Annotated in this window: 15 protein-coding genes; 8 read left to right on the top strand and 7 right to left on the bottom strand. The window is 61.2% G+C overall.

All coding sequences use genetic code 11. The features are described 5' to 3' along the window. Positions 1 to 4: 4 nt before the first annotated feature. Entirely contained in the window at positions 5 to 1327 is a 1323-nt protein-coding gene (locus ACMV18_RS08935; RefSeq protein WP_374258025.1) for a mechanosensitive ion channel family protein, read from the bottom strand. Further along, entirely contained in the window at positions 1327 to 2262 is a 936-nt protein-coding gene (locus ACMV18_RS08930; protein WP_374258026.1) for a histone deacetylase family protein, read from the bottom strand. The genes ACMV18_RS08935 and ACMV18_RS08930 overlap by 1 nt, the downstream gene beginning before the upstream one ends. 49 nt (positions 2263 to 2311) lie before the next feature. On the opposite strand from ACMV18_RS08930, the gene ACMV18_RS08925 reads away from it, so the two are divergent. From ACMV18_RS08925 to ACMV18_RS08905, 5 genes are all read left to right on the top strand, one after another. After that, complete coding sequence (locus ACMV18_RS08925) at positions 2312 to 3283, top strand: AAA family ATPase (RefSeq protein WP_420817554.1); 972 nt, start codon at positions 2312 to 2314, stop codon at positions 3281 to 3283. Then, positions 3280 to 4344 (top strand): DUF58 domain-containing protein, encoded by a 1065-nt coding sequence (locus tag ACMV18_RS08920; RefSeq protein WP_420817553.1) that lies wholly within the window; start codon positions 3280 to 3282, stop codon positions 4342 to 4344. The genes ACMV18_RS08925 and ACMV18_RS08920 overlap by 4 nt, the downstream gene beginning before the upstream one ends. Beyond that, positions 4341 to 6500: a transglutaminaseTgpA domain-containing protein gene (locus ACMV18_RS08915; protein ID WP_420817552.1), complete on the top strand. Its 2160-nt coding sequence runs from the start codon at positions 4341 to 4343 to the stop codon at positions 6498 to 6500. Before ACMV18_RS08920 ends, ACMV18_RS08915 begins: the two co-directional genes overlap by 4 nt. Positions 6501 to 6549: 49 nt before the next feature. Next, positions 6550 to 7713, top strand: a complete 1164-nt coding sequence (gene mltB, locus ACMV18_RS08910) for a lytic murein transglycosylase B (protein WP_420817551.1) — start codon at positions 6550 to 6552, stop codon at positions 7711 to 7713. Positions 7714 to 7916: 203 nt separating this feature from the next. Then, positions 7917 to 8249, top strand: coding sequence for an H-NS family nucleoid-associated regulatory protein (locus tag ACMV18_RS08905; RefSeq protein WP_374259286.1), 333 nt, complete (start codon positions 7917 to 7919; stop codon positions 8247 to 8249). A gap of 66 nt (positions 8250 to 8315) precedes the next feature. On the opposite strand, the gene ACMV18_RS08900 is transcribed toward ACMV18_RS08905, so the two are convergent. Beyond that, entirely contained in the window at positions 8316 to 11087 is a 2772-nt protein-coding gene (locus tag ACMV18_RS08900; protein WP_420817550.1) for a M16 family metallopeptidase, read from the bottom strand. Positions 11088 to 11269: 182 nt separating this feature from the next. Between ACMV18_RS08900 and ACMV18_RS08895 the strand changes: the two genes are divergently transcribed. From ACMV18_RS08895 to ACMV18_RS08885, 3 genes are read left to right on the top strand one after another with little or no spacing between them, the layout of a single operon-like run. Then, positions 11270 to 12382 (top strand): HlyD family secretion protein, encoded by a 1113-nt coding sequence (locus ACMV18_RS08895; RefSeq protein WP_420817549.1) that lies wholly within the window; start codon positions 11270 to 11272, stop codon positions 12380 to 12382. Next, on the top strand, positions 12379 to 15138 hold the full coding sequence (gene rbbA, locus ACMV18_RS08890) for a ribosome-associated ATPase/putative transporter RbbA (protein WP_420817548.1): 2760 nt from the start codon (positions 12379 to 12381) through the stop codon (positions 15136 to 15138). The genes ACMV18_RS08895 and rbbA overlap by 4 nt, the downstream gene beginning before the upstream one ends. Further along, complete coding sequence (locus tag ACMV18_RS08885; RefSeq protein ID WP_420817547.1) at positions 15135 to 16277, top strand: ABC transporter permease; 1143 nt, start codon at positions 15135 to 15137, stop codon at positions 16275 to 16277. The genes rbbA and ACMV18_RS08885 overlap by 4 nt, the downstream gene beginning before the upstream one ends. 5 nt (positions 16278 to 16282) lie before the next feature. Here ACMV18_RS08885 and ACMV18_RS08880 read toward each other — a convergent pair whose 3' ends face one another. The 4 genes from ACMV18_RS08880 to ACMV18_RS08865 all read right to left on the bottom strand — a co-directional run bounded on the left by ACMV18_RS08880 (position 16283) and on the right by ACMV18_RS08865 (position 20141). Further along, positions 16283 to 16771, bottom strand: a complete 489-nt coding sequence (locus ACMV18_RS08880) for a hypothetical protein (RefSeq protein ID WP_374259264.1) — start codon at positions 16769 to 16771, stop codon at positions 16283 to 16285. Positions 16772 to 16872: 101 nt separating this feature from the next. Continuing rightward, the gene (ntrC, locus tag ACMV18_RS08875; protein ID WP_420817546.1) at positions 16873 to 18417 is read right to left on the bottom strand and encodes a nitrogen regulation protein NR(I); all 1545 of its coding nucleotides are present in this window, start codon (positions 18415 to 18417) and stop codon (positions 16873 to 16875) included. 52 nt (positions 18418 to 18469) lie between these two features. Beyond that, positions 18470 to 19555: a nitrogen regulation protein NR(II) gene (glnL, locus tag ACMV18_RS08870; RefSeq protein WP_420817564.1), complete on the bottom strand. Its 1086-nt coding sequence runs from the start codon at positions 19553 to 19555 to the stop codon at positions 18470 to 18472. A 67-nt stretch (positions 19556 to 19622) separates the two neighbouring features. Then, positions 19623 to 20141 (bottom strand): hypothetical protein, encoded by a 519-nt coding sequence (locus ACMV18_RS08865; RefSeq protein WP_420817545.1) that lies wholly within the window; start codon positions 20139 to 20141, stop codon positions 19623 to 19625. Positions 20142 to 20235 lie beyond the last annotated feature (94 nt).

Here is a 20235-nt window from a genome sequence, read left to right as displayed (position 1 = left end):
AAACTCAGGTTGCGCTGGAGGATACCTCATTGGGGTGAGGGATCTGGTGAACGACGCGCTGGGGAAACGGAATCTCGACCCCCAACTCGTTCAGGGTGCGCAAGATCGCCAGATTGACAGCCGACCGGGCTGCCAATTGGCCGTTTTCCGGATCACGAATCCAGAACGTGACGGTTAACTCCAAGCCATCGGCGGCAAAGTTGGAGAGAAACACCGTTGGCGCAGGATCAGGCAGCACGCGATCCACCCGACGGATAGCTTCGAGGAGTTGCGGCATCAGCCAGTCCATGTCCGTGCCGTATGCCACCTGCACGAGGGTCGTCATGGCCATTTTGGTGTCGGCCAGCGACGCGTTTTCCACGCGCTGGGTGATCAACAACTCGTTGGGCACCACCGACTCGCGTCCGTTCGAGGCACGCAGCACGGTGTACCGGGTGTTGATGTCGGTGATGCGGCCCTCAAAGTTGTCCACCCGCACCAAGTCGCCGATGCGCAGACTGCGCTCGGCCAGGATCACGAAACCACTGACGTAGTTGGCCGCCAACTTTTGCAAGCCGAAACCCAGACCCACGCCCACCGCACCACCGAGCACCGACAGCGCCGTCAGGTCGATGCCAGCGGTCGACATGGCCAGGATGAGGCCCACCACCAGCAGCAAGGCCCGGATGGCATTGGCGGCAATCTTGCGCAGCGACAGGTTGTCGGTCGCCCCCTTGAGCAGGCGTGCCTCGATGGCAGACGACAGCGACAAGGACAGGATCAGCACCAGCACGGCGCTGAGCGAACCTTCGACCAGGCTGCGCAGGGTGACCCGAGCCGCACCGATCTTCCAGTGCACGTCCTCCATCTCGTCGAGGATGATGGGCAACACTCCGGTGATCCACATCACAGTGGCCAACCAGGCCAGCCAAGATACGGTCCGCTCGACCACGCGCACGGCCTGAGAGTCGGGGAACACGGCGCGCAACACTTTGACGGTCAATCGGATGACCGTCAGCGACATCAGCACCGGCAGCGCGACCCGGAAGACAACCATGGGCAGGTCGCCCAGGAACAAGCGGCGCGCGCCCAGCGCCAGCAACAGCGCCAGCACCGGAAACAGCACCCCGTCGATGATGCGGCGGCCAAACCAGATGGACTTGGGATCGACGTGACGGCCGCGCCAGAGGCGAACCAGCGCCCAAGACAAGCCCAGGCACCCCAGCAGCACACCCATTTCAGCCCAAGCAGGTGCCTCACCCAATTGACCGATCAGGTGTTCAAGCTCGGTTGCGGTCAGCGGGTGGGTGGCGGTGACGGAACTGGACGGATTCATGAAAACAGACATCAATACTCAAGCAGCGTGCGAACGTGGGTGGCGGCACTGCGCGCCAGCGAGTCCAGGTTGTAGCCCCCCTCCAGGCAGGACACCACGCGGCCCTGGCAGTAACGTTGTGCCAGGTCAAGAATTTTTTGGGTGATCCAGGCGTAGTCGGCCTCGACCAGACCCAAGCCCCCCATTTCGTCTTCACGGTGCGCATCGAAACCAGCCGAGATGAAAATCATGTCGGGCTTGAAGTCTTCGATGCGGTAGAGCCAGTAACTCTCGACCACATCGCGGATGGTGGAACCGTTGCTGCGTGAGGGCACGGGCACGTTCACCATGTTGCCGGCGCGACTCTCGGCCCCGCAGTACGGATAGGCGGGGTGCATGAAGAAGCCGAGCATCAGCACGCGATCGTCGCCTGCGAGGATGTCTTCGGTACCGTTGCCGTGGTGCAGGTCAAAGTCCACGATGGCCACGCGTTGCAGGCCCCGGACGTCCAGCGCATGGCGCGCAGCCACGGCCACGTTGTTGAAGAAGCAAAAACCCATGGTCTGACCACGCAGAGCATGGTGCCCGGGTGGGCGGATGGCACAAAAGGCGTTGTGGACCGCACCATCGATCACAGCGTCGGTCGCGGCGATGGCCGCGCCTGCCGCACGCCAGGCTGCCGACCGGGTGCCGGGGCAGGCCCAGGTGTCCGGGTCCAGTGCGCGGGTGTCACCCGTGGCTTCCAGTTGCTGCAGGAAATCGTCCAGCGTCAGGACGTAATTCATTTCATGGGCCAGCGCCAGGTCGCTGTTGTCCGCCATGGGAACGTCGCGATGGTCGAGGCGGGCATCCAGACCCTCTTCTTTCAGTCGGGCCTCAATGGCTTCGATCCGTTGCGGACACTCCGGGTGCCCCTCCCCCATGTCATGGAACAGACAGTCGGGATGGGAAAAGTAGCCGGTCGTCATGATTCAGTCCTGCTCAGCACGTCAGACGGGTTTCAGGTAATGTGGCGGCATGCTCCGCAACGACAAAACCCCTCTTCAGGCGCACACGGGGGGCGCCAACTCGGCCAGTCCATCGCAGATCACGCAGCTAATCGATCAGGTTAGCACGATCATCGTGGGCAAGCGAGAGCAGGTCACGCTGAGTGTGATCTGTCTGTTGGCTGGCGGCCATCTGCTGATTGAAGACGTCCCCGGTGTGGGCAAGACCACTTTGTCTCAGTCATTGGCGCACTGTCTGGGGTTGACGCACGCCCGCATCCAGTTCACCGCCGATTTGCTGCCCTCAGACCTGATCGGGGTCAGCGTGTACGAGCGGCAAAAGGAGGCGTTTGTCTTCCATCCCGGGCCGGTGTTTGCGCAAGTGCTCCTGGCTGATGAAATCAACCGCGCAGGACCGCGGACCCAGAGCGCACTGCTGGAAGCCATGGAGGAGCGGCAGGTGTCAGCCGATGGTGAGACCCGCCCCCTGCCCTCGCCTTTTTTTGTGATCGCCACGCAAAATCCATCGGATCAGTTGGGCACCCACCCCTTGCCCGAGTCGCAACTGGACCGGTTTGCCATGCGCTTGTCGCTGGGCTATCCCTCTCAGGACGCGGAGCGAGCCCTGCTGACGGGCGCCGATCGGCGCAGCCTTCTGGCCAGCCTGCCGTCCGTGATGCAGCCCGAACAATGGCTGGCGTTGCAACAGGCCATTGAGTCGGTGCATGTTTCAGACGGGTTGCTGGACTATCTGCAAGCGTTGATCAGCGCCACGCGCGATGGGCGCTGGTTTGCATTGGGTCTGAGTCCTCGAGCTGGCCTCTCGTTGCTGCGACTGGCGCGTGCTCGCGCACTGGTTCTGGGGCGGGGACACGTCTCCCCTGAGGACATTCAGGTGCTGTGGGTGCCGGCCGTTGCCCATCGCCTGCAGGTCTTGCCGCAATCCACCCGCAGCAGTGCTGCACAAGCGCGTGCATTGCTGGAAGCGACCCCCGTTCCATGACGGTGCTGCATCGCTGGCGTGACAGCTGGTCGGCTCGTTGGCAAGCTTGGTGGACAGCGCGACTGCCCCGCAAAGACGATCTTCGACTGACGCAGCGCAATGTCTACATCCTGCCCACCCGAGCAGGTTGGGGTTTCGCTGCCGTCATCCTGATCTTGCTGGCGGCGTCCATCAATGAGCAAATCAATCTGGGTTACGCGCTGACATTTCTGCTGGCGGGCACCGGCTTGGCCGTGATGTACCAAACGCACAGCAACCTGCAGGGGCTGAGGTTGAGTTTGCTGGCGCCTCATGGCGTCCATGCGGGCCAAGCCGTGCGACTGACGGTGCTGGCTCACAATGATCAAGGTCGCAAGCATCGGTTAGGCCTGCGACTGGGCTTCAGTACACGGTTCCTGGCTGACAAACAGACCTCGGTGTTGCAAGACCTGACGCCTTTTGAGGTGACGGCGGGCGGCGACACCACCGTTGAGCTCGAAACGCCCGCAACCCGTCGCGGCTGGATGGACATGCCCACGGTGGTCATTGAAACGGGCTTCCCCATGGGCTTTTTCAGAGTCTGGGCTTATTGGCGCCCCCACAGTCGGGTGCTGATTTGGCCCGCGCTGGAGCTTCACCCTCCCGCACTCCCCGAGAGCACCCCAGATCAGAATCAGGCCGTGATGCCCAGTGCAGCGCAGCGGCATGCAGACATTCCGGATGGGTTGCGCGACTACCGCCGAGGCGATCCCTTGCGTTGGATTGCATGGAAAAAGTCCAGCCACGCATTGGCTTCGGGCACGGGCCTGGTGACGCGCGAGCCGGTTCGCGGACGGTCACCTGACCTGTGGCTGGATTTCGATGCCTCGCCAGGCATGCAGGGCTTGGCGTTGGAGTCACGTCTGTCTCGCCTGGCCTCGTGGTTGGTGAGCGCAGAGCAGGTCGCCAGCGACACGGGCAGCCGCTACGGCCTTCGTTTACCCGGTGTGCAAGTGGACTGCGACAGCGGCCCGCATCACCTGAAGGCTTGCCTGGACGCCTTGGCAACGTGGCCCACACCCTCTGCGGAGGGTCACGCATGACCACGTCTCTCCGCCTGCTGTGGTCGACTGCCAAGCTCAGTCGCGAGGGACGTGACACGCTGTGGCTACTCGCTGCGCTGCTGGTGACCGTGGCCCCGCACCTGCCGCGACTGCCCTGGTGGTGCGCCAGTGGCGTGGTGCTGGCCGTGGCCTGGCGAGCCCAACTTGCCTGGCGAGATGCCCCGTTGCCGCCTCGGTGGGTCAACTGGCTTGCGCTGGCGGCGTGCCTGGCGCTCACCTGGCGCACCCATCACTCGCTGATGGGGCGTGAGGCTGGTATCACTCTGGTCACCGTGCTGGCGGCACTGAAAACACTGGAGCTGCGCGCTCGACGCGATGCGTTGGTCATCACCTGTCTGGGTTTTTTCCTGGTCCTGACGCAGTTTCTGTACTCGCAAAGCATCGTCATTGCGGCACTCATGTTGCTGGCCACACTGGCCTGGCTGAGTTCCCTGATCTTGGCGCAGCGGCCGATTGGGCGCCCCTCCATCTGGTCAGCCTGGCGTACGGCATGCCTCAGCATGCTCCTCGGGTTGCCACTGATGGTGATGCTGTTCCTGTTTTTCCCGCGGTTTGGGCCACTGTGGCGCTTGCCCGGCGACGCCGGGCCGAGAACAGGACTGTCAGACGACATGAGGCTCGGACACGTTGCCGAATTGGCGCTGGACGACTCGATTGCCATGCGTGTGCGCTTTGCGCCCGCAGCACCTCCGCCTCAAAAGCTGTATTTCCGCGGGCCGGTGCTCGAACAGTTTGATGGCCAGACTTGGACACAAGCGCCGCGCGACAACACCCGGATGGATACATTCCCAACCGAGCCTGAGCCCCCCCCAAACCCGTCGCAGTTGCGTGACAGCGTGAGCTATCAAGCCTCCATCGAACCCTCCCGCTTGCGCAGCATGGCCTTGCTGGACGGGACCTTCCAGGCCAGCCCTACACCACCCCTGCGTGAGCCCAAATTGGTCCGAATGGGCCGCAACTGGTTGGCAGCACAGCCGCTGTCCGAACGGGCACAGATCGATGCCAAAGCGAATTGGATGGCGTCTGAGGGGAATGTGAACCTGTCGGATGCAGATCGCCACCGGCTCCTCGCCCTGCCCTTGGGATTCAACCCCCGCACGATGGGTTGGACGCGAGATTTTTCTGCACAGTCCGACTTGGTCTCAGCCAGTGCGGACCAGAAGGTTCTGGCCGTATTGCGCTACATCCGCCAGGAAAACTTTCGCTACACCTTATCCCCTGACGCCGATTTGCCACCGGGGACACCCCCATCTCCGCACCAGATCGATCGATTCTGGTTGGATCAGCGCGCAGGGTTTTGCGAGCACTTCGCCAGTGCCGTGGTGGTGGTCCTGCGCAACATGGGGGTGCCCGCACGCATCGTGACGGGCTACCAAGGGGCAGAGAAAAATCCCTTTGACGACTGGCTGGTGGTCCGCAACAGCGATGCACATGCTTGGGCCGAATACTGGTCTGACGAGCGCGGCTGGGTTCGCGTCGACCCGACTGCCGCCGTGGCCCCTGAACGCATCGAACGCCCCCGACGCTTTGACACACGGGCACGCAATGTCGATGGCGCCCTGCCCGGCCTCGATGCAGCCTACTGGCATACCGCAAGAGCCTATCTGGAGGCAGCCAACCACCGTTGGAACATGTGGGTGCAGAGCTATTCACGTCAACAGCAATTGGCTTTGCTCGAAGGCTGGGGCGTGAGCGAGCCAGACTGGCAAGATCTGTTGCGACTCAGTGCCGCTGGCTTGGTGCTGAGCAGCGTTGTGGGTGGCATGTGGCTGTGGTGGCAACGCCCTGTCAGACGCCAATCGCCATGGCAGAAGCGGATGTGGCAGTTGCACAAGACGCTGCTTCCGCTGACCGGAGATCCGCCCCCACAAATGCCCCTGCCTGCGCCGGCACTCGCTTGGGCTCGATACATCGAAGGCCAAAGAATGGCCCCGAGCACGCTGGGGCTTCAGCGCGAGTTGATCGCACGGCTGCATGAACTGGACCGCCTCCGATACGCCCACGCGCCCCACCTGTCCGAGCACCAATCGCAGAAGGCCGCACAAGCCGAAATCCGATCCATCTACAAACTGGTCAAGTCGTGGCGAGCGCACGCCAATGCTGTCCCGTCACGCCGCGCAGATCAGGCACACTGACGACCAATCCGGGTCCCGCCGGCGTCGCGAGTCTTTCGAGTTCCGTCTCATGTTTCGTTTTGTTCAGCGTGCAACCATGCGCGCCTTCATGTGTTCTGCCCTGGCCGGCCTGGTCTTGCATCAGTTAAGTGGCTGCTCGACCCCACCCGCTCCGCAAGCGTCAGTCGCTCCAGTATCACCAACGCCTGCGGCCCCACAGCAGGCTTCGACCGACACGCTTCAGCAGCCACAGAGCAGCCTGATGCTCAACAGCGCAGCGCCAGCTGACAGTTATGCCCGACGCAGCGATGCGCGTGAGTTGGCGTGGACCCTCGCTGCGGAATATCAGCTTGACCCTCAATGGGTTTGGGCCGCCTTGTCTGAAGCACGCCAGAAAGAAAGCGTGGCCAAGCTGATGATGCCGCCGCCGGCCGCCACCGGCAAAAACTGGGCGCTTTATCGAAGCCGCTTTGTCGAGCCCATCCGAATCAAAGCCGGTGTGAGCTTCTGGCGTCAACACGCGACGACCTTGCAGCGTGCCGAACAGCTCTACGGTGTGCCGGCACACATCATCGCGGGCGTCCTGGGTGTTGAAACCATTTATGGCCGTCAGATGGGTAATTTCCGGGTACTGGATGCCCTGACCACCTTGAGCCTCGATTTTCCGAAGGGGCGCAGTGATCGCAGCGCCTTCTTCCGTTCCGAGTTGGGGCAATTCTTGACCCTCTGCCACGAGCAAAATGTGGCGCCTGCCAGCGTGCTGGGGTCTTACGCGGGCGCCATCGGCCTGCCTCAGTTCATGCCTAGCTCCATCCGGAAGTGGGGCGTCGACTTCGATGGCGATGGCAAGGTCGATTTGCGTAACAGCCCGGTCGATGCCATCGGCAGCGTTGCACATTACCTGGCCGAGCACGGCTGGCGTGCCGAGTGGCCCAGCTATTTCGATATCACCCCACCGGAAGACACCTGGGCGCTGAACAAACTGCTGGCACCAGATATCCGCCCCAGCTTCTCTGCTGAAGATATGCAAGCGCTCGGTGCGACCTTGGCTGAGGCTGCCCTGAATCACCCTGGCAAGCTGGCCTTGGTGAAATTGGAGAACGGCGGCGCAACGGCCACACTGATCGCGGGCACCGCCAATTTCTACGCGATTACTCGATACAACCAGTCCAGCTATTACGCACTCGCCGTCATCAAGCTGGGTGAGGCCGTCAAACGAGACGCGTCGCGCTAAATGCAGGCAAGGCCCGTTCCGCATGCAATATCACCGATGTTAAATTGGCCTAAATCACCTGATTTGCACGGTTAATTATTTCGTGTTTAGAATTCGTTCCCTGACCGAATGACCCATCATTCGGCTGTTATGCCTTAACGCTGCCGACCTGGCAGAAACGTGATAATTATTAAGCCCTCACAACCGGGCCACAAAGGAACGCCATGAGCAATCTGCAAGAACTCCTCGCTCAACAATCTGCCCTTGCCAAGCAAGCCGCTGAACTGGAAAAACAAGTTGCTGAAGCCCGCCGTGCCGAGCGCGCCAACGTGATCGCCCAGATCAAGACTCTGCTGGCTGAAAACGGTCTGACCGTGGCAGACCTAGGCGTGAAGGCTGGTGGCAAGACGGGCGGCAGCAGCGCTGCAGGTCAAAAGGTTGCCCCCAAGTACCGTAACGCCGCCACGGGCGAAACCTGGACCGGTCGCGGCCTGAAGCCAAAGTGGATTCAAGCAGCCATCGCTGCCGGCAAGACCTTGGAAGACTTTGCCATCTGATCGCTTTCGATCCAATGAAAAACCGACGCACGCTGCGTCGGTTTTTTTATGGCCGTTACCCCTCGGTCATTTGCTGGCTTTGAAATCCCCCGCCACGCCCATCACAAACTGATCCGGCTTCAAATAGCGGCGCAAAGCGTCATTGACCTGTTGCAAGGTCAGCTTCTCAAGCGCGGCATCTACTTGCGCCGAGAGTGCATAGGTTCTATCAAGGAACAGATTGTTGACCCAACCGGCAGCCAGCCTTGCATCCTGTGCACGACCGAGCCTGCGGAAATTCAGCAAACCGCGCCGGCCAGCCTCAAACTCCGCCTGCGTAAATCCTTTCTCCAAAGCCCGTTGGACTTCTTCCTTGAATGCTGCCAGCACCCGGTCTTTGTTTTGAGGCGCAAAGATGGCCCCCGCCGACCACACAGAATGTGCCTCGTGCGGATTCCACTGCACTGCGCTGAAGACGTTATAGGACAAGCCTTCCTTCTCACGGATGCGATTCCACAAGCGCGAATCCCCGCCAGAGCCCAACAGGTGATTGGCCAGCATGAGCGCAGGGTAATCAGGATCCTGGTCATTCAACGCCAAAGGCTGCACGACCGACAGGGTCGCATTTTGCTTGTCGGGCGTGATCAACTGAATCTGAGCAGGAGGTACCGACACGAAAGGCGAAGGGACCCGCTCATAGGCCGCTGCGCTGCGCCATGAACCAAACCTTTTCTCCAGTACTTTTTGCGTCGAGGCACGGTCAACGTCACCCACGAGCGCCAACTGCCCGTGCTCACTCCCCAAGAATTGCTGGTGATAGGCCCGAACGCGATCAAGCTGGACGGCCTTCAGGTCTGCCTCAGACTCGTCAAAGGTCTCTGCATAGCGGACATCCCCCTTGGGATACGGATTGCCATGACGCGACATGGCCTCCGCCAGCACGGCCTCAGGCTCCTTGCGTTGCTCGTCCAAACCCGCCAGCGCTTGTCGTCGCACCTCTTCCAGCGCATCAGCGGGAAATGCCGGCTGCTGCAACATGTCTGCCAGCAACTCCAGGACGGCATTCACATGTGCCCGACGCGTGGTGAACTGGGCCGTGAGGGTACCCGCCCCCGATGAGAAGGCGACCTCGGCTTGCAAAGCGTCCAGCTTGTCTTGCACCTGCTGACGAGACAAGGTGGGGGTTCCCTTGTCCAGTAGTGCCGCCATCATGCCGGGGACACTGCCCCAATTGGCCAAACTTTGGACATTGCCAAAGTGCAGGGTCAAAGCGCCCTTCACGGCTTCGCCGCGTGTCGGCTTGCTCAGCAAGGCCACCTGCATGCCCGAGGACAACTTAAACCGCTCAGTCGAGGCATCAATGTTGGCAGGGCTGGCATCAAAAGCCGCAACTTTGCTCTGCGCACGCTGAGGTTGAAAGTCCTTCAAGGCCTCCGACACATTCACGCGCGCCGGCGCATCTGCCCGCACGGGTGCAGCGGTCGGCACGTACTCCCCGGTCGTGCGATTGGAGGCCAGCAACACGTGTTCAGCCACTCTCTGCACATCAGACAAGGCAATGGCCTTGACACGATCGCGGGTCAGGAAAAACAGCCGCCAATCACCCAAGGCCACGGCCTCGGACAAAGCCACCCCGACGTGCTGAGGATCAGAGAAGCCTTGCTCCCAAGCATTGAGCCATTTGGCTTTGGCCCGATCCAGCTCTTCTGCCGTGATGGGTTGACGTGCGATCGACTCCGCTGCATCCAGCATGGCCTTCTTTGCGGCAGCCGCATCCTGCCCGGACCCCAGCTGAGCCCCCATCAGCAAGAAACCCGGATCGGCCAACCCGGGTGCAAATGCAAACACCGAGGCGGCCAACTGCTTTTCCGTCAACTGCTTATGCAAACGCCCTGATGGGGCATCGCCCAAAATGATGGAGAGCAACTCCACCGCTGCGAAATCGCGATGGGCGCCAGGCATCACGTGATAGCCGGCATACAGAAGCGGCACGCCCCCAACGCGACGAAGGGTGACGCTGCGCTCACCGTCCTGCACCGGGTCCAGCGTGTACAACGGTGGCAGCGCGCGTTTGGGCTTGGGCAAGACACCAAAGTAGCGTTGCACCCAGGCAAGCACCTTGGCTTCATCAAACTTGCCTGACACGATCAGGGTCGCGTTATCAGGCTGGTAATAGCGTTTGTAAAAAGCCTGCAGGTGACTGATGTCCACGCCCTCTACATCCGCGCGTGCGCCAATGGTGGATTTGCCATAGTTGTGCCACTGGTACATGGCAGCCAAAGTCTTGTCCATCAAGATGCGATCGGGGCTGTTCTCACCCATCTCCATCTCATTGCGGACCACCGTCATCTCGCTATCAAGGTCCTTGCGCGCAATGAAGCTATTGACCATGGCATCGGCCTGCCACGCCAGATACCAGCGGAGGTTCTCCTCGTTGGCCGCAAAACTCGCAAAGTAGTTGGTGCGGTCATACCAAGTGCTGCCATTGGCACTGAAACCACGCTTGTTGAAGTCAGCCCATACCTGTGGATGACGGGGCGTGCCCTTGAACAGCATGTGCTCCAGCAAGTGCGCCATGCCCGTTTCGCCATAACTTTCGTGGCGCGATCCCACGCGATAGGTCATGTTGACCGTCGTCGTGGGCTTGGCATCGTCTGGAATCAACAGAACCTGCAAACCATTGGGCAACCGGTACTCGTGAATGCCCTCGACGTCGGCGTGCATCGACAGCGCGGTCGTGGCGACCTGCCGGGGGCCTGGTTGACCACCCGAGGGCGTTGCCGCCCAAACAGGCACGCAAAACGCCGAAGCCACCAAAAACGAGACAACGGAGCGAGAGAAACGTTGAGATGAACGCATGAATGACTCAGTAGGTTCCACGGAACACGCCGCCATCATCGGGCAGCAACCGATGCGATTGAGTGTCTGGCGCAACAAAAAAGGTTCCCCATCGCACCAGTGGCTTTACCTTGATCAACGCACAAGTACCCCCATGAGCAACGTGGTACAAACACCAAGACGCTGTTGTGACCAAGGACGCCATGAGCACTCCCACCCCAAACACAGGTTTTCAGACTCGCCGGACTTTGGTGTGGGGGCTCTGCGCCGCGGTGGTCATCGGAGCGGTCGTTGCCTGGAACCAGCTCAAGCCGCAAGGCCTGCCCAGCAGCATCAGCAGTGGCAACGGCCGACTGGAAGCCACGGACATTGACGTGGCGACCAAATCGGGCGGTCGCATCAAGGCCATTCTGGTCAAAGAGGGTGACGACGTACAGCAAGATCAGGTGGTCGCCATCATGGACACCGCCACGCTGGATGCGGATCTGTTTCGGGCTCAGGCTCAGACACGGCAGGCTCAGCAAGCACGCCATACGGTGGACGCCCTGCTGGTACAAAGGCATCAAGCCGTGAGCACCGCCTCCGCCTTGGTCGCTCAACGCCAAGCCGAACTGGCGCTGTCCCAAAAGCAGTATCAGCGCACCGATGAACTGGTCATCAAAGGCTTCCTCCCACCCCAAAAACTGGATGAGGCCCAAGCGCAGCTTCAAAGTGTGAAGGCCGGCCTGAGCGCAGCGCAGTCTCAAGTGGCAGAAGCTCGCGCTGCCATCACAGCCGCAGAATCTCAACGCATCGAGGCGCAATCCGCCATTGAGACCGCAGAAGCGTCCGTCAAACGCATCCAGGCTGACATCAGCGACGCGACGCTGCACGCCCCCCGATCCGGACGGGTGCAATTGCGTGCCGCACAACCTGGCGAAGTGCTGGGTGGCGGCGGCCGGGTGCTGTCCTTGGTGGATCTCAGCGATGTCTACATGACCTTCTTCCTGCCCGAAGCGTCAGCCGGCCGGGTTGCCATCGGCACCGAGGCTCGACTGGTGCTGGACGCGGCCCCTCAGTTCGTGATTCCGGCCAAAGTGTCCTACGTGGCCGATGTTGCGCAATTCACGCCCAAAACGGTTGAAACCACCGCAGAGCGACAAAAGCTGGTCTTCAAAGTTCGCGCTCAAGTTGACCCGGCGCTGCTCGCCAAATACCGCAGCCATGTGAAGACCGGCATGCCTGGCATGGCATACGTCAAAACAGACGCCGCCGCGCCTTGGCCCGACAAGCTGCAAGTGAAACTGCCAGCATCCCCAGCAGCCTCTCAGCCGTGACAGACTCAGTCATCCACATCCGTTCGCTGAGTCACCGCTACAAGCGCGTGACAGCGCTGGATGACGTCTCGCTGGACATACCCCAAGGCGGCATGGTCGGGCTCATTGGCCCCGACGGCGTGGGCAAGTCCACCCTGCTGGCATTGATCTCAGGGGCAAGGCGTCTCCAGACCGGGCAACTGGAAGTCCTGGGCGGAGACATGCGATCGGCAGCGCATCGCAGGCAGGTCTGCCCTCGCATTGCCTACATGCCCCAAGGACTGGGCAAGAACCTCTACGCCACGCTGTCCGTCTGGGAAAACGTCGATTTCTTTGGTCGTTTGTTCGGCCACAGCGAGGCAGAGCGTCAACAGCGCATCGCCGAGTTGTTGCACAGCACCGGGCTGTCCCGCTTTGCCGATCGCCCGGCGGGCAAGCTCTCCGGCGGCATGAAGCAAAAACTGGGGTTGTGCTGTGCACTCATCCACGACCCTGACTTATTGATCCTGGATGAGCCCACCACCGGCGTGGATCCGTTGTCACGCCGCCAGTTCTGGGAGCTGATCGACCACATCCGCACCCGACGCCCGGGCATGAGCGTGCTGGTCGCGACCGCTTACATGGAAGAAGCCGAGCGGTTCGAACACCTGGTGGCCATGGATGATGGACGTGTACTGGCCACCGGGAGCCCGCAGATGCTCCGCCAGCAAACGGGCTGCAACACATTGGAAGCCGCTTTCATCGCGCTCTTGCCCGAACAACGCCGCGTCGGACACCAGGCACTGGTCGTTCCTCCCCGCACCACCGGGGATGACGTCGTTGCCATCGAGGCCCAAGATCTGACCTGCCGGTTTGGTGAGTTCACTGCGGTGGATCACGTCAACCTGTCCATTCGGCGTGGCGAAATCTTTGGTTTCCTGGGCTCCAACGGTTGCGGCAAAACCACCACCATGAAGATGTTGACCGGCTTGCTGCCGCCCACCGAAGGGCAAGCCTCGCTGTTCGGCAGCCCGGTCGATGCGCAAGACCTGAGCGTACGCAAACGCGTGGGCTACATGTCGCAAGGCTTCTCGCTGTATGGCGAACTCACCGTGCGACAAAACCTGGAGTTGCACGCCAAGATCTTCCACGTCGCAGCCGAGCGCATTCCGGCGCGTGTGCACGACATGCTGCAGCGCTTCGACCTGCTCGGCGTCGAGCACGAACTGCCCGACAAACTCCCCTTGGGTGTGCGACAACGCCTGTCGCTGGCCGTGGCCGTCGTGCATGGGCCCGACATGCTGATCCTCGACGAACCCACCTCGGGCGTGGATCCGATTGCACGCGACCGGTTCTGGGAATTGATGATCGAGCTGTCACGCAAAGACGGTGTGACCCTGTTCATCTCGACCCACTTCATGAACGAGGCACAACGTTGTGATCGCATCTCGCTGATGCACGCAGGCCGCGTGCTGGACAGCGACACCCCGGATCGCCTGATGCAACGCCATGGCCACACCAGCCTGGAAGACACATTCATTGCCCTGCTGGAAGCGGCGCAGCAAGACAGCGACGCACCCTCCTCTGTGCCCACCGCCACACCAGAGGTTGCAACAGAAACGCGCTCCCACGCCACACCCCGCGCCCCCCAGCCCTCGCCTCGCCAGGTCCATTCGCGCTTCAGCTGGTCGCGCCTGCTCAGCTACGCACACCGCGAATCGCTGGAATTGCGGCGCGACCCCATCCGCCTGACGCTGGCCCTCATCGGGACGGCCCTGCTCATGATCATCATGGGCTATGGCATCAGCATGGACGTACAAGACCTGCGCTTTGCCGTGCTCGACCGCGACCAAAGCAGTGTCAGCCGCGACTACGTACTCAACATCTCAGGCTCACCGTATTTCCTCGAACAAGCGCCCATCCAGAGCGAAGCCGAGATGGACCGCCGACTGCGCAATGGCGATGTCAGCGTGGCCCTGGAAATCCCCCCGAACTTTGCAGCCGACCTGCGCCGAGGCCGCCCCACCACCATTGGCGTGTGGGTCGACGGCGCCATGCCACAGCGGGCCGAGACCATCTCCGGCTACATCCAGGGCTTGCACGCCACGTACCTGCAAGAACAATTCGCACGGCTTGGCATGGCCCCCCCATCCCCTGCCACGGTGGAAATCCGTTACCGCTACAACCCGGACGTCAAAAGCCTGAACGCCATGGTGCCCGCAGTGATCCCCATCCTGCTGATCTTCATCCCCGCCATGCTCACGGCCCTGGGCGTGGTGCGTGAAAAGGAGTTGGGCTCCATCATCAACCTGTACGTCACGCCCGTCACCAAGCTGGAGTTTCTGCTCGGCAAGCAGTTGCCCTACATCGGCACGGCCATGATCAACTATGCCTTGATGACCGTGATGGCCATCTGGCTGTTTGGCGTCCCCCTCAAGGGCAGTTTCCTGACGCTCACGCTGGGCGCCCTGGCCTACTCGGCCGCATCGACGGCACTGGGACTGCTGATGTCCACCTTCGTGTCCAGCCAGATTGCAGCCATCTTCGGCACCTCGCTGGCCACCATGCTGCCAGCCATTCAGTTCTCCGGGATCATCAACCCGGTCTCCTCGCTCGAAGGGCCTGCAGCACTGATTGGCCGCATCTACCCCACCGGCCCTTTCCTGCTCATCAGCCGAGGCACCTACTCCAAAGCCTTGGGGATGGCCGACCTGTGGCCTTACTTCATTCCGCTGCTGCTCATCATTCCGGTGCTGACCCTGCTGTGTGTGGCCCTTCTGAAAAAGCAAGACACATGAAGCGCCACAGCCTTCCCTCCATCAGCCAAGTCTGGACGCTGGGCATCAAAGAGTTGCGCAGCCTGTGGCGTGACCGCTTGCTGCTGCTTTTCGTCATCTGGGCGTTTTCGGGGGCGCTCTACACCGCCGCCAAAGGGGCTCCCGACCGCCTGCACCGTGCACCCATTGCCGTGGTGGACGAAGACCAGTCCATGCTGTCGCAGCGGATCGTCAGCGCCTTCTACCCCCCTACGTTCAAACTGCCAGACGCCATCAGTCTGACCGATGTCGACCCGGCCATGGATGCCGGGCGCTACACCTTCGTGATGAACATCCCGCCGGACTTCCAGCGCGATGTCCTGGCCGGCAAATCCCCCGCCATCCAGCTGAACGTCGATGCCACACAACTCAGCCAGGCCTTTCTGGGATCGGGCTACGTGCAAAGCATGGCACTGGGCGAAGTCAACGAATTTCTGCAGCGAGAACGCATCAACACCACGATGCCCATCGAATTGGCGATGCGCATGCGCTTCAACCCATCGCTGGACAACACCTGGTTCATGGGCGTGATGGAGTTGATCAACAACGTCACCATGCTCTCCATCGTGTTGACGGGGGCAGCGCTGATCCGCGAACGTGAGCACGGCACCATCGAACATTTGCTGGTGCTGCCCCTCAAACCCTCGGAGATCATGCTAGCCAAGATTTGGTCCATGGGGGCCGTGGTGATGCTGGCCACCGCACTGGCCTTGCAATTTGTGTTGCGAGACGCCCTGGCCATGCCGGTGACAGGCTCGGTCGGCCTGTTCTTGGTGGGGTGCGCACTGCACCTGTTTGCCACCACATCGATGGGCATCTACATGGGCACGGCGGCGCGCTCCATGCCGCAACTGGGCTTGCTGATGATTCTGGTGCTGCTGCCCCTGAACATCCTGTCAGGCGGCATGACCCCACGCGAAAGCATGCCCGACATCGTGCGCTTTGTGATGAACGCAGCACCCACCACACACTTTGTGAGCTTTGCTCAGGCCATCCTCTACCGAGGCGCCGACCTGAGCATCGTGTGGCCACAGTTTGCAGCCATTGCCGTCATTGGCGTGGCGTTTTACGCCGGCGCCCTTCGACACTTCCGGGCCGCCGTCAACACCATGCAAGCCTGATCACATCAGGGCTTGGTCACCTTCGGGGCCAACATCACGCGGGTCTTGCCGCCAGTGGTCACCAAAATCACAGCGTCACCGGGGTTGAGGGTTTCATTGCCCTTGGCCTGAACGATGGCTCGCCGCTCACCGTTCGGCAGTTGCAGCAGGATTTCAACGGCGTCTTCACGCGTGCCGAAACGCTCCACGGCATTCCCCACCACCGCACCGACCACGGCACCGGCCACACCGGCCATGGCTGAGCCGCGGCTGTTACCCGTTGAACCGGCCCCGGCGATGCCTCCGATGACCGCACCCGTGGCACCACCCGCACCGCTCTGGCTACCTTCGACCACCACAGGCCGCACATTCAGCACCACCGCATCCTGAACTTGGGACATGCGCTGTGCATCACCCGGCTTGATGACGTCAGGACTGGTGGTTGAGCACGCGGCCAACACACACAAAGACAGGACGGTCAGCCCCTTGGCTGCCATTTGCATCGCTTGCTTCATTCTCAAAAACCTCTTGCTGAAGGCTCACCACCACCTCACCCATGAAGTGGTGGCTGTCATCTTTGACACTTTAGCCCAGAGCCAAGTTCCCTGAAGCGCTTTTACTCATCTATACCGAGTTCCTGGATCTTGCGGGTAATCGTGTTGCGGCCAATGCCCAGCTTCTGAGCCGCTTCGATACGACGACCACGCGTCAAATCCAGTGCTGTGTGAATCAGGCTGGCTTCGAACTGTCGAGTCAGCGCGTCCCACACATCCGTCTGTCCGGCTTCCAGTCGGCTGCGAGCCTCACGCTCCAGGTCCTGCAACCAGGACGCCGCCGCCCCATCCGCAACGACGGATGCTGTCGACGCATCATGCTGCGCACCATTCAAACCTGCAAAAACAGGTTGTGAAACGGGTGCGGAGACGTCAGGGGCATGCGCTGGCTCGGGCTCAGCATGGGCCACCACAGGCGCCGCCTCAGGTGCACCGTAGGAAGTCACCGCCACCTTGCCTTCCAGCAACTCAGGCGGCAAGTCCTTGCTCTCGATCACCTGCGCAGGCGCCATCACGGTCAGCCAGTGGCAGATGTTTTCAAGCTGGCGAACGTTGCCCGGGAAGTCAAACAGGGTCAACTTGGCCAACGCCGGATCCGAAATCCGCTTGGCCTCCACCCCCAACTCCTTGGCACTCTTCTGCAAGAAGAACTTGGCCAGGGTCGGAATGTCTTCACGGCGCTCGCGCAACGGTGGCAAGCGCAGACGGATCACGTTCAAGCGGTGGAACAAGTCCTCACGGAAGCCACCCAAACGCACCCGCTCTTCCAGATTCTGGTGCGTCGCGGCAATCACGCGCACATTGCTCTTGATGGGGTGATGACCGCCGACCCGATAGAACTGTCCATCGCTGAGCACACGCAGCAAGCGCGTCTGCAAATCGAACGGCATGTCGCCAATTTCATCAAGGAACAAGGTGCCGCCATCGGCCTGCTCGAAGCGCCCCCGGCGCATGGTCTGCGCACCCGTGAACGCCCCGCGCTCGTGACCAAACAACTCCGATTCCAGCAAATCCTTGGGGATCGCCGCCGTGTTGATCGCCACAAACGGACCATTGCCTCGTGGACTGTGCTTGTGCAGCGCGCGCGCCACCAACTCCTTGCCCGCCCCCGACTCACCGGTGATCAACACCGTGACGTTGCTCTGGCTCAGTCGCCCAATGGCGCGGAACACGTCCTGCATGGCAGGCGCCTGCCCCAACATCTCGGGCATCTGCGTCACGCGCTCGTCGTTGACCTCCTCGCGCACGCTCTCTTCGACCGCGCGGCGGATCAACTCGACCGCCTTGGGCAAATCGAATGGCTTGGGCAGGTATTCGAACGCGCCGCCCTGGAAGGCCGACACGGCGCTGTCCAAGTCAGAGTACGCCGTCATGATGATGACGGGCAAACCAGGCAGGCGCGCCTTGACCTTGCTGAGCAAGTCAATGCCGGAGCCACCGGGCATGCGAATGTCGGAAACAAGCACCTGAGGTTCGTCCTCATCCAACGCCGCCAGCACATCGCGGGGATTGGTGAAGCTGCGAACCGGCAGGTTCTCGCGTGCCAGTGCCTTTTCAAGCACAAAGCGGATGGATTGGTCGTCGTCAACGATCCAGATGGGTTTCATGCTGGCCTACTGTGTGTGGCACCCCATCCGTCTGCGCCGCGCGACCTCGCCTTCACAGCAGGGGCAGCAGGATCCTGAAGACCGTCCGCCCCGGTTCGCTTTCGCATTCGATGGTGCCTTGGTGCTGTTGAACGAAAGTTTGCGCCAAAGTCAGACCCAGACCAGAGCCACCGTCCCGCCCCGACACCAGCGGGTAAAAAATGCGATCACGGATGGACTCCGGGATCCCCGGGCCGTTGTCCTCAATATGCAAGACCAGTGCCAACCTGTGCAACTGGCGGTTGATCGTGACGCGTCGGGCCACCCGTGTTCGGAAAATCAACAAAGCATCACCCGACGCCATGCGATCCACCAACGCCTGCGCCGCGTTGTGCGCGATATTCAACACCGTCTGAATCAGTTGCTCACGATCACCCCGGAAGTCAGGCAGCGACGTGTCGTAGTCACGCTGAACACGAATACCCTTGGGAAACTCCGCCAGAATCAGCGAGCGCACACGCTCACACACCTCGTGGATGTTCACATCACTGACCACATGCGGCCGTCGATGCGGCGCCAGCAGACGATCCACCAGCAACTGCAACCGATCCGCCTCATGGATGATGACCTGGGTATATTCCGTCAGGCTGGGCGACTCCAAGTCCATTTCCAGCAACTGTGCCGCACCACGAATCCCCCCCAGAGGATTCTTGATTTCATGGGCCAAGTTGCGAATCAACTCCTTGTTGGCCTGCGCCTGATCCAGCACACGCTCTTCCCGCTCTTGACGCGTCTGTTGCTCGACTTCGACCAACTCCACCAAGATCAGGTCACCGTGATTCAAATGGGTCACGATGACCTGAACCGGCAAGGGGTCGCCCGCCGTCACATGGGGATGCCGCTTCAACTCAGCATGCACACGGCTTGTGGCGTAAGCCTTTTGCATCACACCCGCCACGACATCTCGCATGGTGGGCCGATCCACAAACCAGTCATACAAGGACACCCCCTGCACTGACCGACGAGAGGCGCCAACAACCTCTTCAAATGCGGCATTGGCGAAGCGGCAACGACCCACTTCGTCCACCACCAGCACCATGGTGCCCAAGTAATCGAACGCGTCGATGCCCGGCGGCAAGCCATCGCGGCCATCACTCATCTCGATTTCAGCGTTCGAAGCTTTCACAGCGCTCATATTGGGTACTACCTGTGTCGCGAGTGTGAAATCAAGGGGCCACACCAAACTTCGCCAACTCTCGCTTCAAGGCGGCCACATCGGCCTCCTTGCGCGTCACGGACGCCTTCATGGCCTCCACTCGCTCTTGGTATTTTTGGTAGTTGCGCTCATCGCCCTTGCGCTCAGGCTGTCCGTTGTTGTATTCCTTCTTGAGGGCCGCCAAGGCTTCTTCTTCCTTGCGCAACTCCGCTTCCAGAATGCGACGAGCATCGGCGTCACGCGCTTTCTGATCTTCCGACTGCACCTTGGATTCGCTGCCAGCCCCGGAGGCCTTTGCAGGCGCCGTCCCGCGCGGAACCACAGACTGAATCACCGTGATGGGCGCACCATCCAATGTCTTGCAGCCTTTCGCCGAGGCCTCTTTGGGAGACAGTGCATCGGTATACAGGTTGCCAGGACACCGGTACACCTGCTTGTCTTGCTGCGCATGGACAGGCACAACAACCAGACAAGCCAGTGCGCACGCGGCTTGAATACCCCAACGAAGAGACTTCTTCGACGACTTCATTTTGATGCGTTCCTGTACTGCACGAATGCAGCGTCTACTGACGGTTTTGGCAGTATGCCCCACCCCTTGCGGGCACATGAGGCGAGAAACAAAC

The sequence above is a fragment of the Aquabacterium sp. genome, from assembly GCF_048860245.1.
GTDB lineage: Bacteria > Pseudomonadota > Gammaproteobacteria > Burkholderiales > Burkholderiaceae_C > Aquabacterium.
This window is presented reverse-complemented; position numbering and strand designations above follow the sequence as displayed.

What these genes read in the sequence shown, in the direction of transcription:
- ACMV18_RS08935 (WP_374258025.1), bottom strand. Translation starts at nt 1,327, where the DNA reads ATGTCTGTTTTCATGAATCCGTCCAGTTCCGTCACCGCCACCCACCCG.
- ACMV18_RS08930 (WP_374258026.1), bottom strand. Translation starts at nt 2,262, where the DNA reads ATGACGACCGGCTACTTTTCCCATCCCGACTGTCTGTTCCATGACATG.
- ACMV18_RS08925 (WP_420817554.1), top strand. Translation starts at nt 2,312, where the DNA reads ATGCTCCGCAACGACAAAACCCCTCTTCAGGCGCACACGGGGGGCGCC.
- ACMV18_RS08920 (WP_420817553.1), top strand. Translation starts at nt 3,280, where the DNA reads ATGACGGTGCTGCATCGCTGGCGTGACAGCTGGTCGGCTCGTTGGCAA.
- ACMV18_RS08915 (WP_420817552.1), top strand. Translation starts at nt 4,341, where the DNA reads ATGACCACGTCTCTCCGCCTGCTGTGGTCGACTGCCAAGCTCAGTCGC.
- mltB (WP_420817551.1), top strand. Translation starts at nt 6,550, where the DNA reads ATGTTTCGTTTTGTTCAGCGTGCAACCATGCGCGCCTTCATGTGTTCT.
- ACMV18_RS08905 (WP_374259286.1), top strand. Translation starts at nt 7,917, where the DNA reads ATGAGCAATCTGCAAGAACTCCTCGCTCAACAATCTGCCCTTGCCAAG.
- ACMV18_RS08900 (WP_420817550.1), bottom strand. Translation starts at nt 11,087, where the DNA reads ATGCGTTCATCTCAACGTTTCTCTCGCTCCGTTGTCTCGTTTTTGGTG.
- ACMV18_RS08895 (WP_420817549.1), top strand. Translation starts at nt 11,270, where the DNA reads ATGAGCACTCCCACCCCAAACACAGGTTTTCAGACTCGCCGGACTTTG.
- ACMV18_RS08885 (WP_420817547.1), top strand. Translation starts at nt 15,135, where the DNA reads ATGAAGCGCCACAGCCTTCCCTCCATCAGCCAAGTCTGGACGCTGGGC.
- ACMV18_RS08880 (WP_374259264.1), bottom strand. Translation starts at nt 16,771, where the DNA reads ATGAAGCAAGCGATGCAAATGGCAGCCAAGGGGCTGACCGTCCTGTCT.
- ntrC (WP_420817546.1), bottom strand. Translation starts at nt 18,417, where the DNA reads ATGAAACCCATCTGGATCGTTGACGACGACCAATCCATCCGCTTTGTG.
- glnL (WP_420817564.1), bottom strand. Translation starts at nt 19,555, where the DNA reads ATGAGTGATGGCCGCGATGGCTTGCCGCCGGGCATCGACGCGTTCGAT.
- ACMV18_RS08865 (WP_420817545.1), bottom strand. Translation starts at nt 20,141, where the DNA reads ATGAAGTCGTCGAAGAAGTCTCTTCGTTGGGGTATTCAAGCCGCGTGC.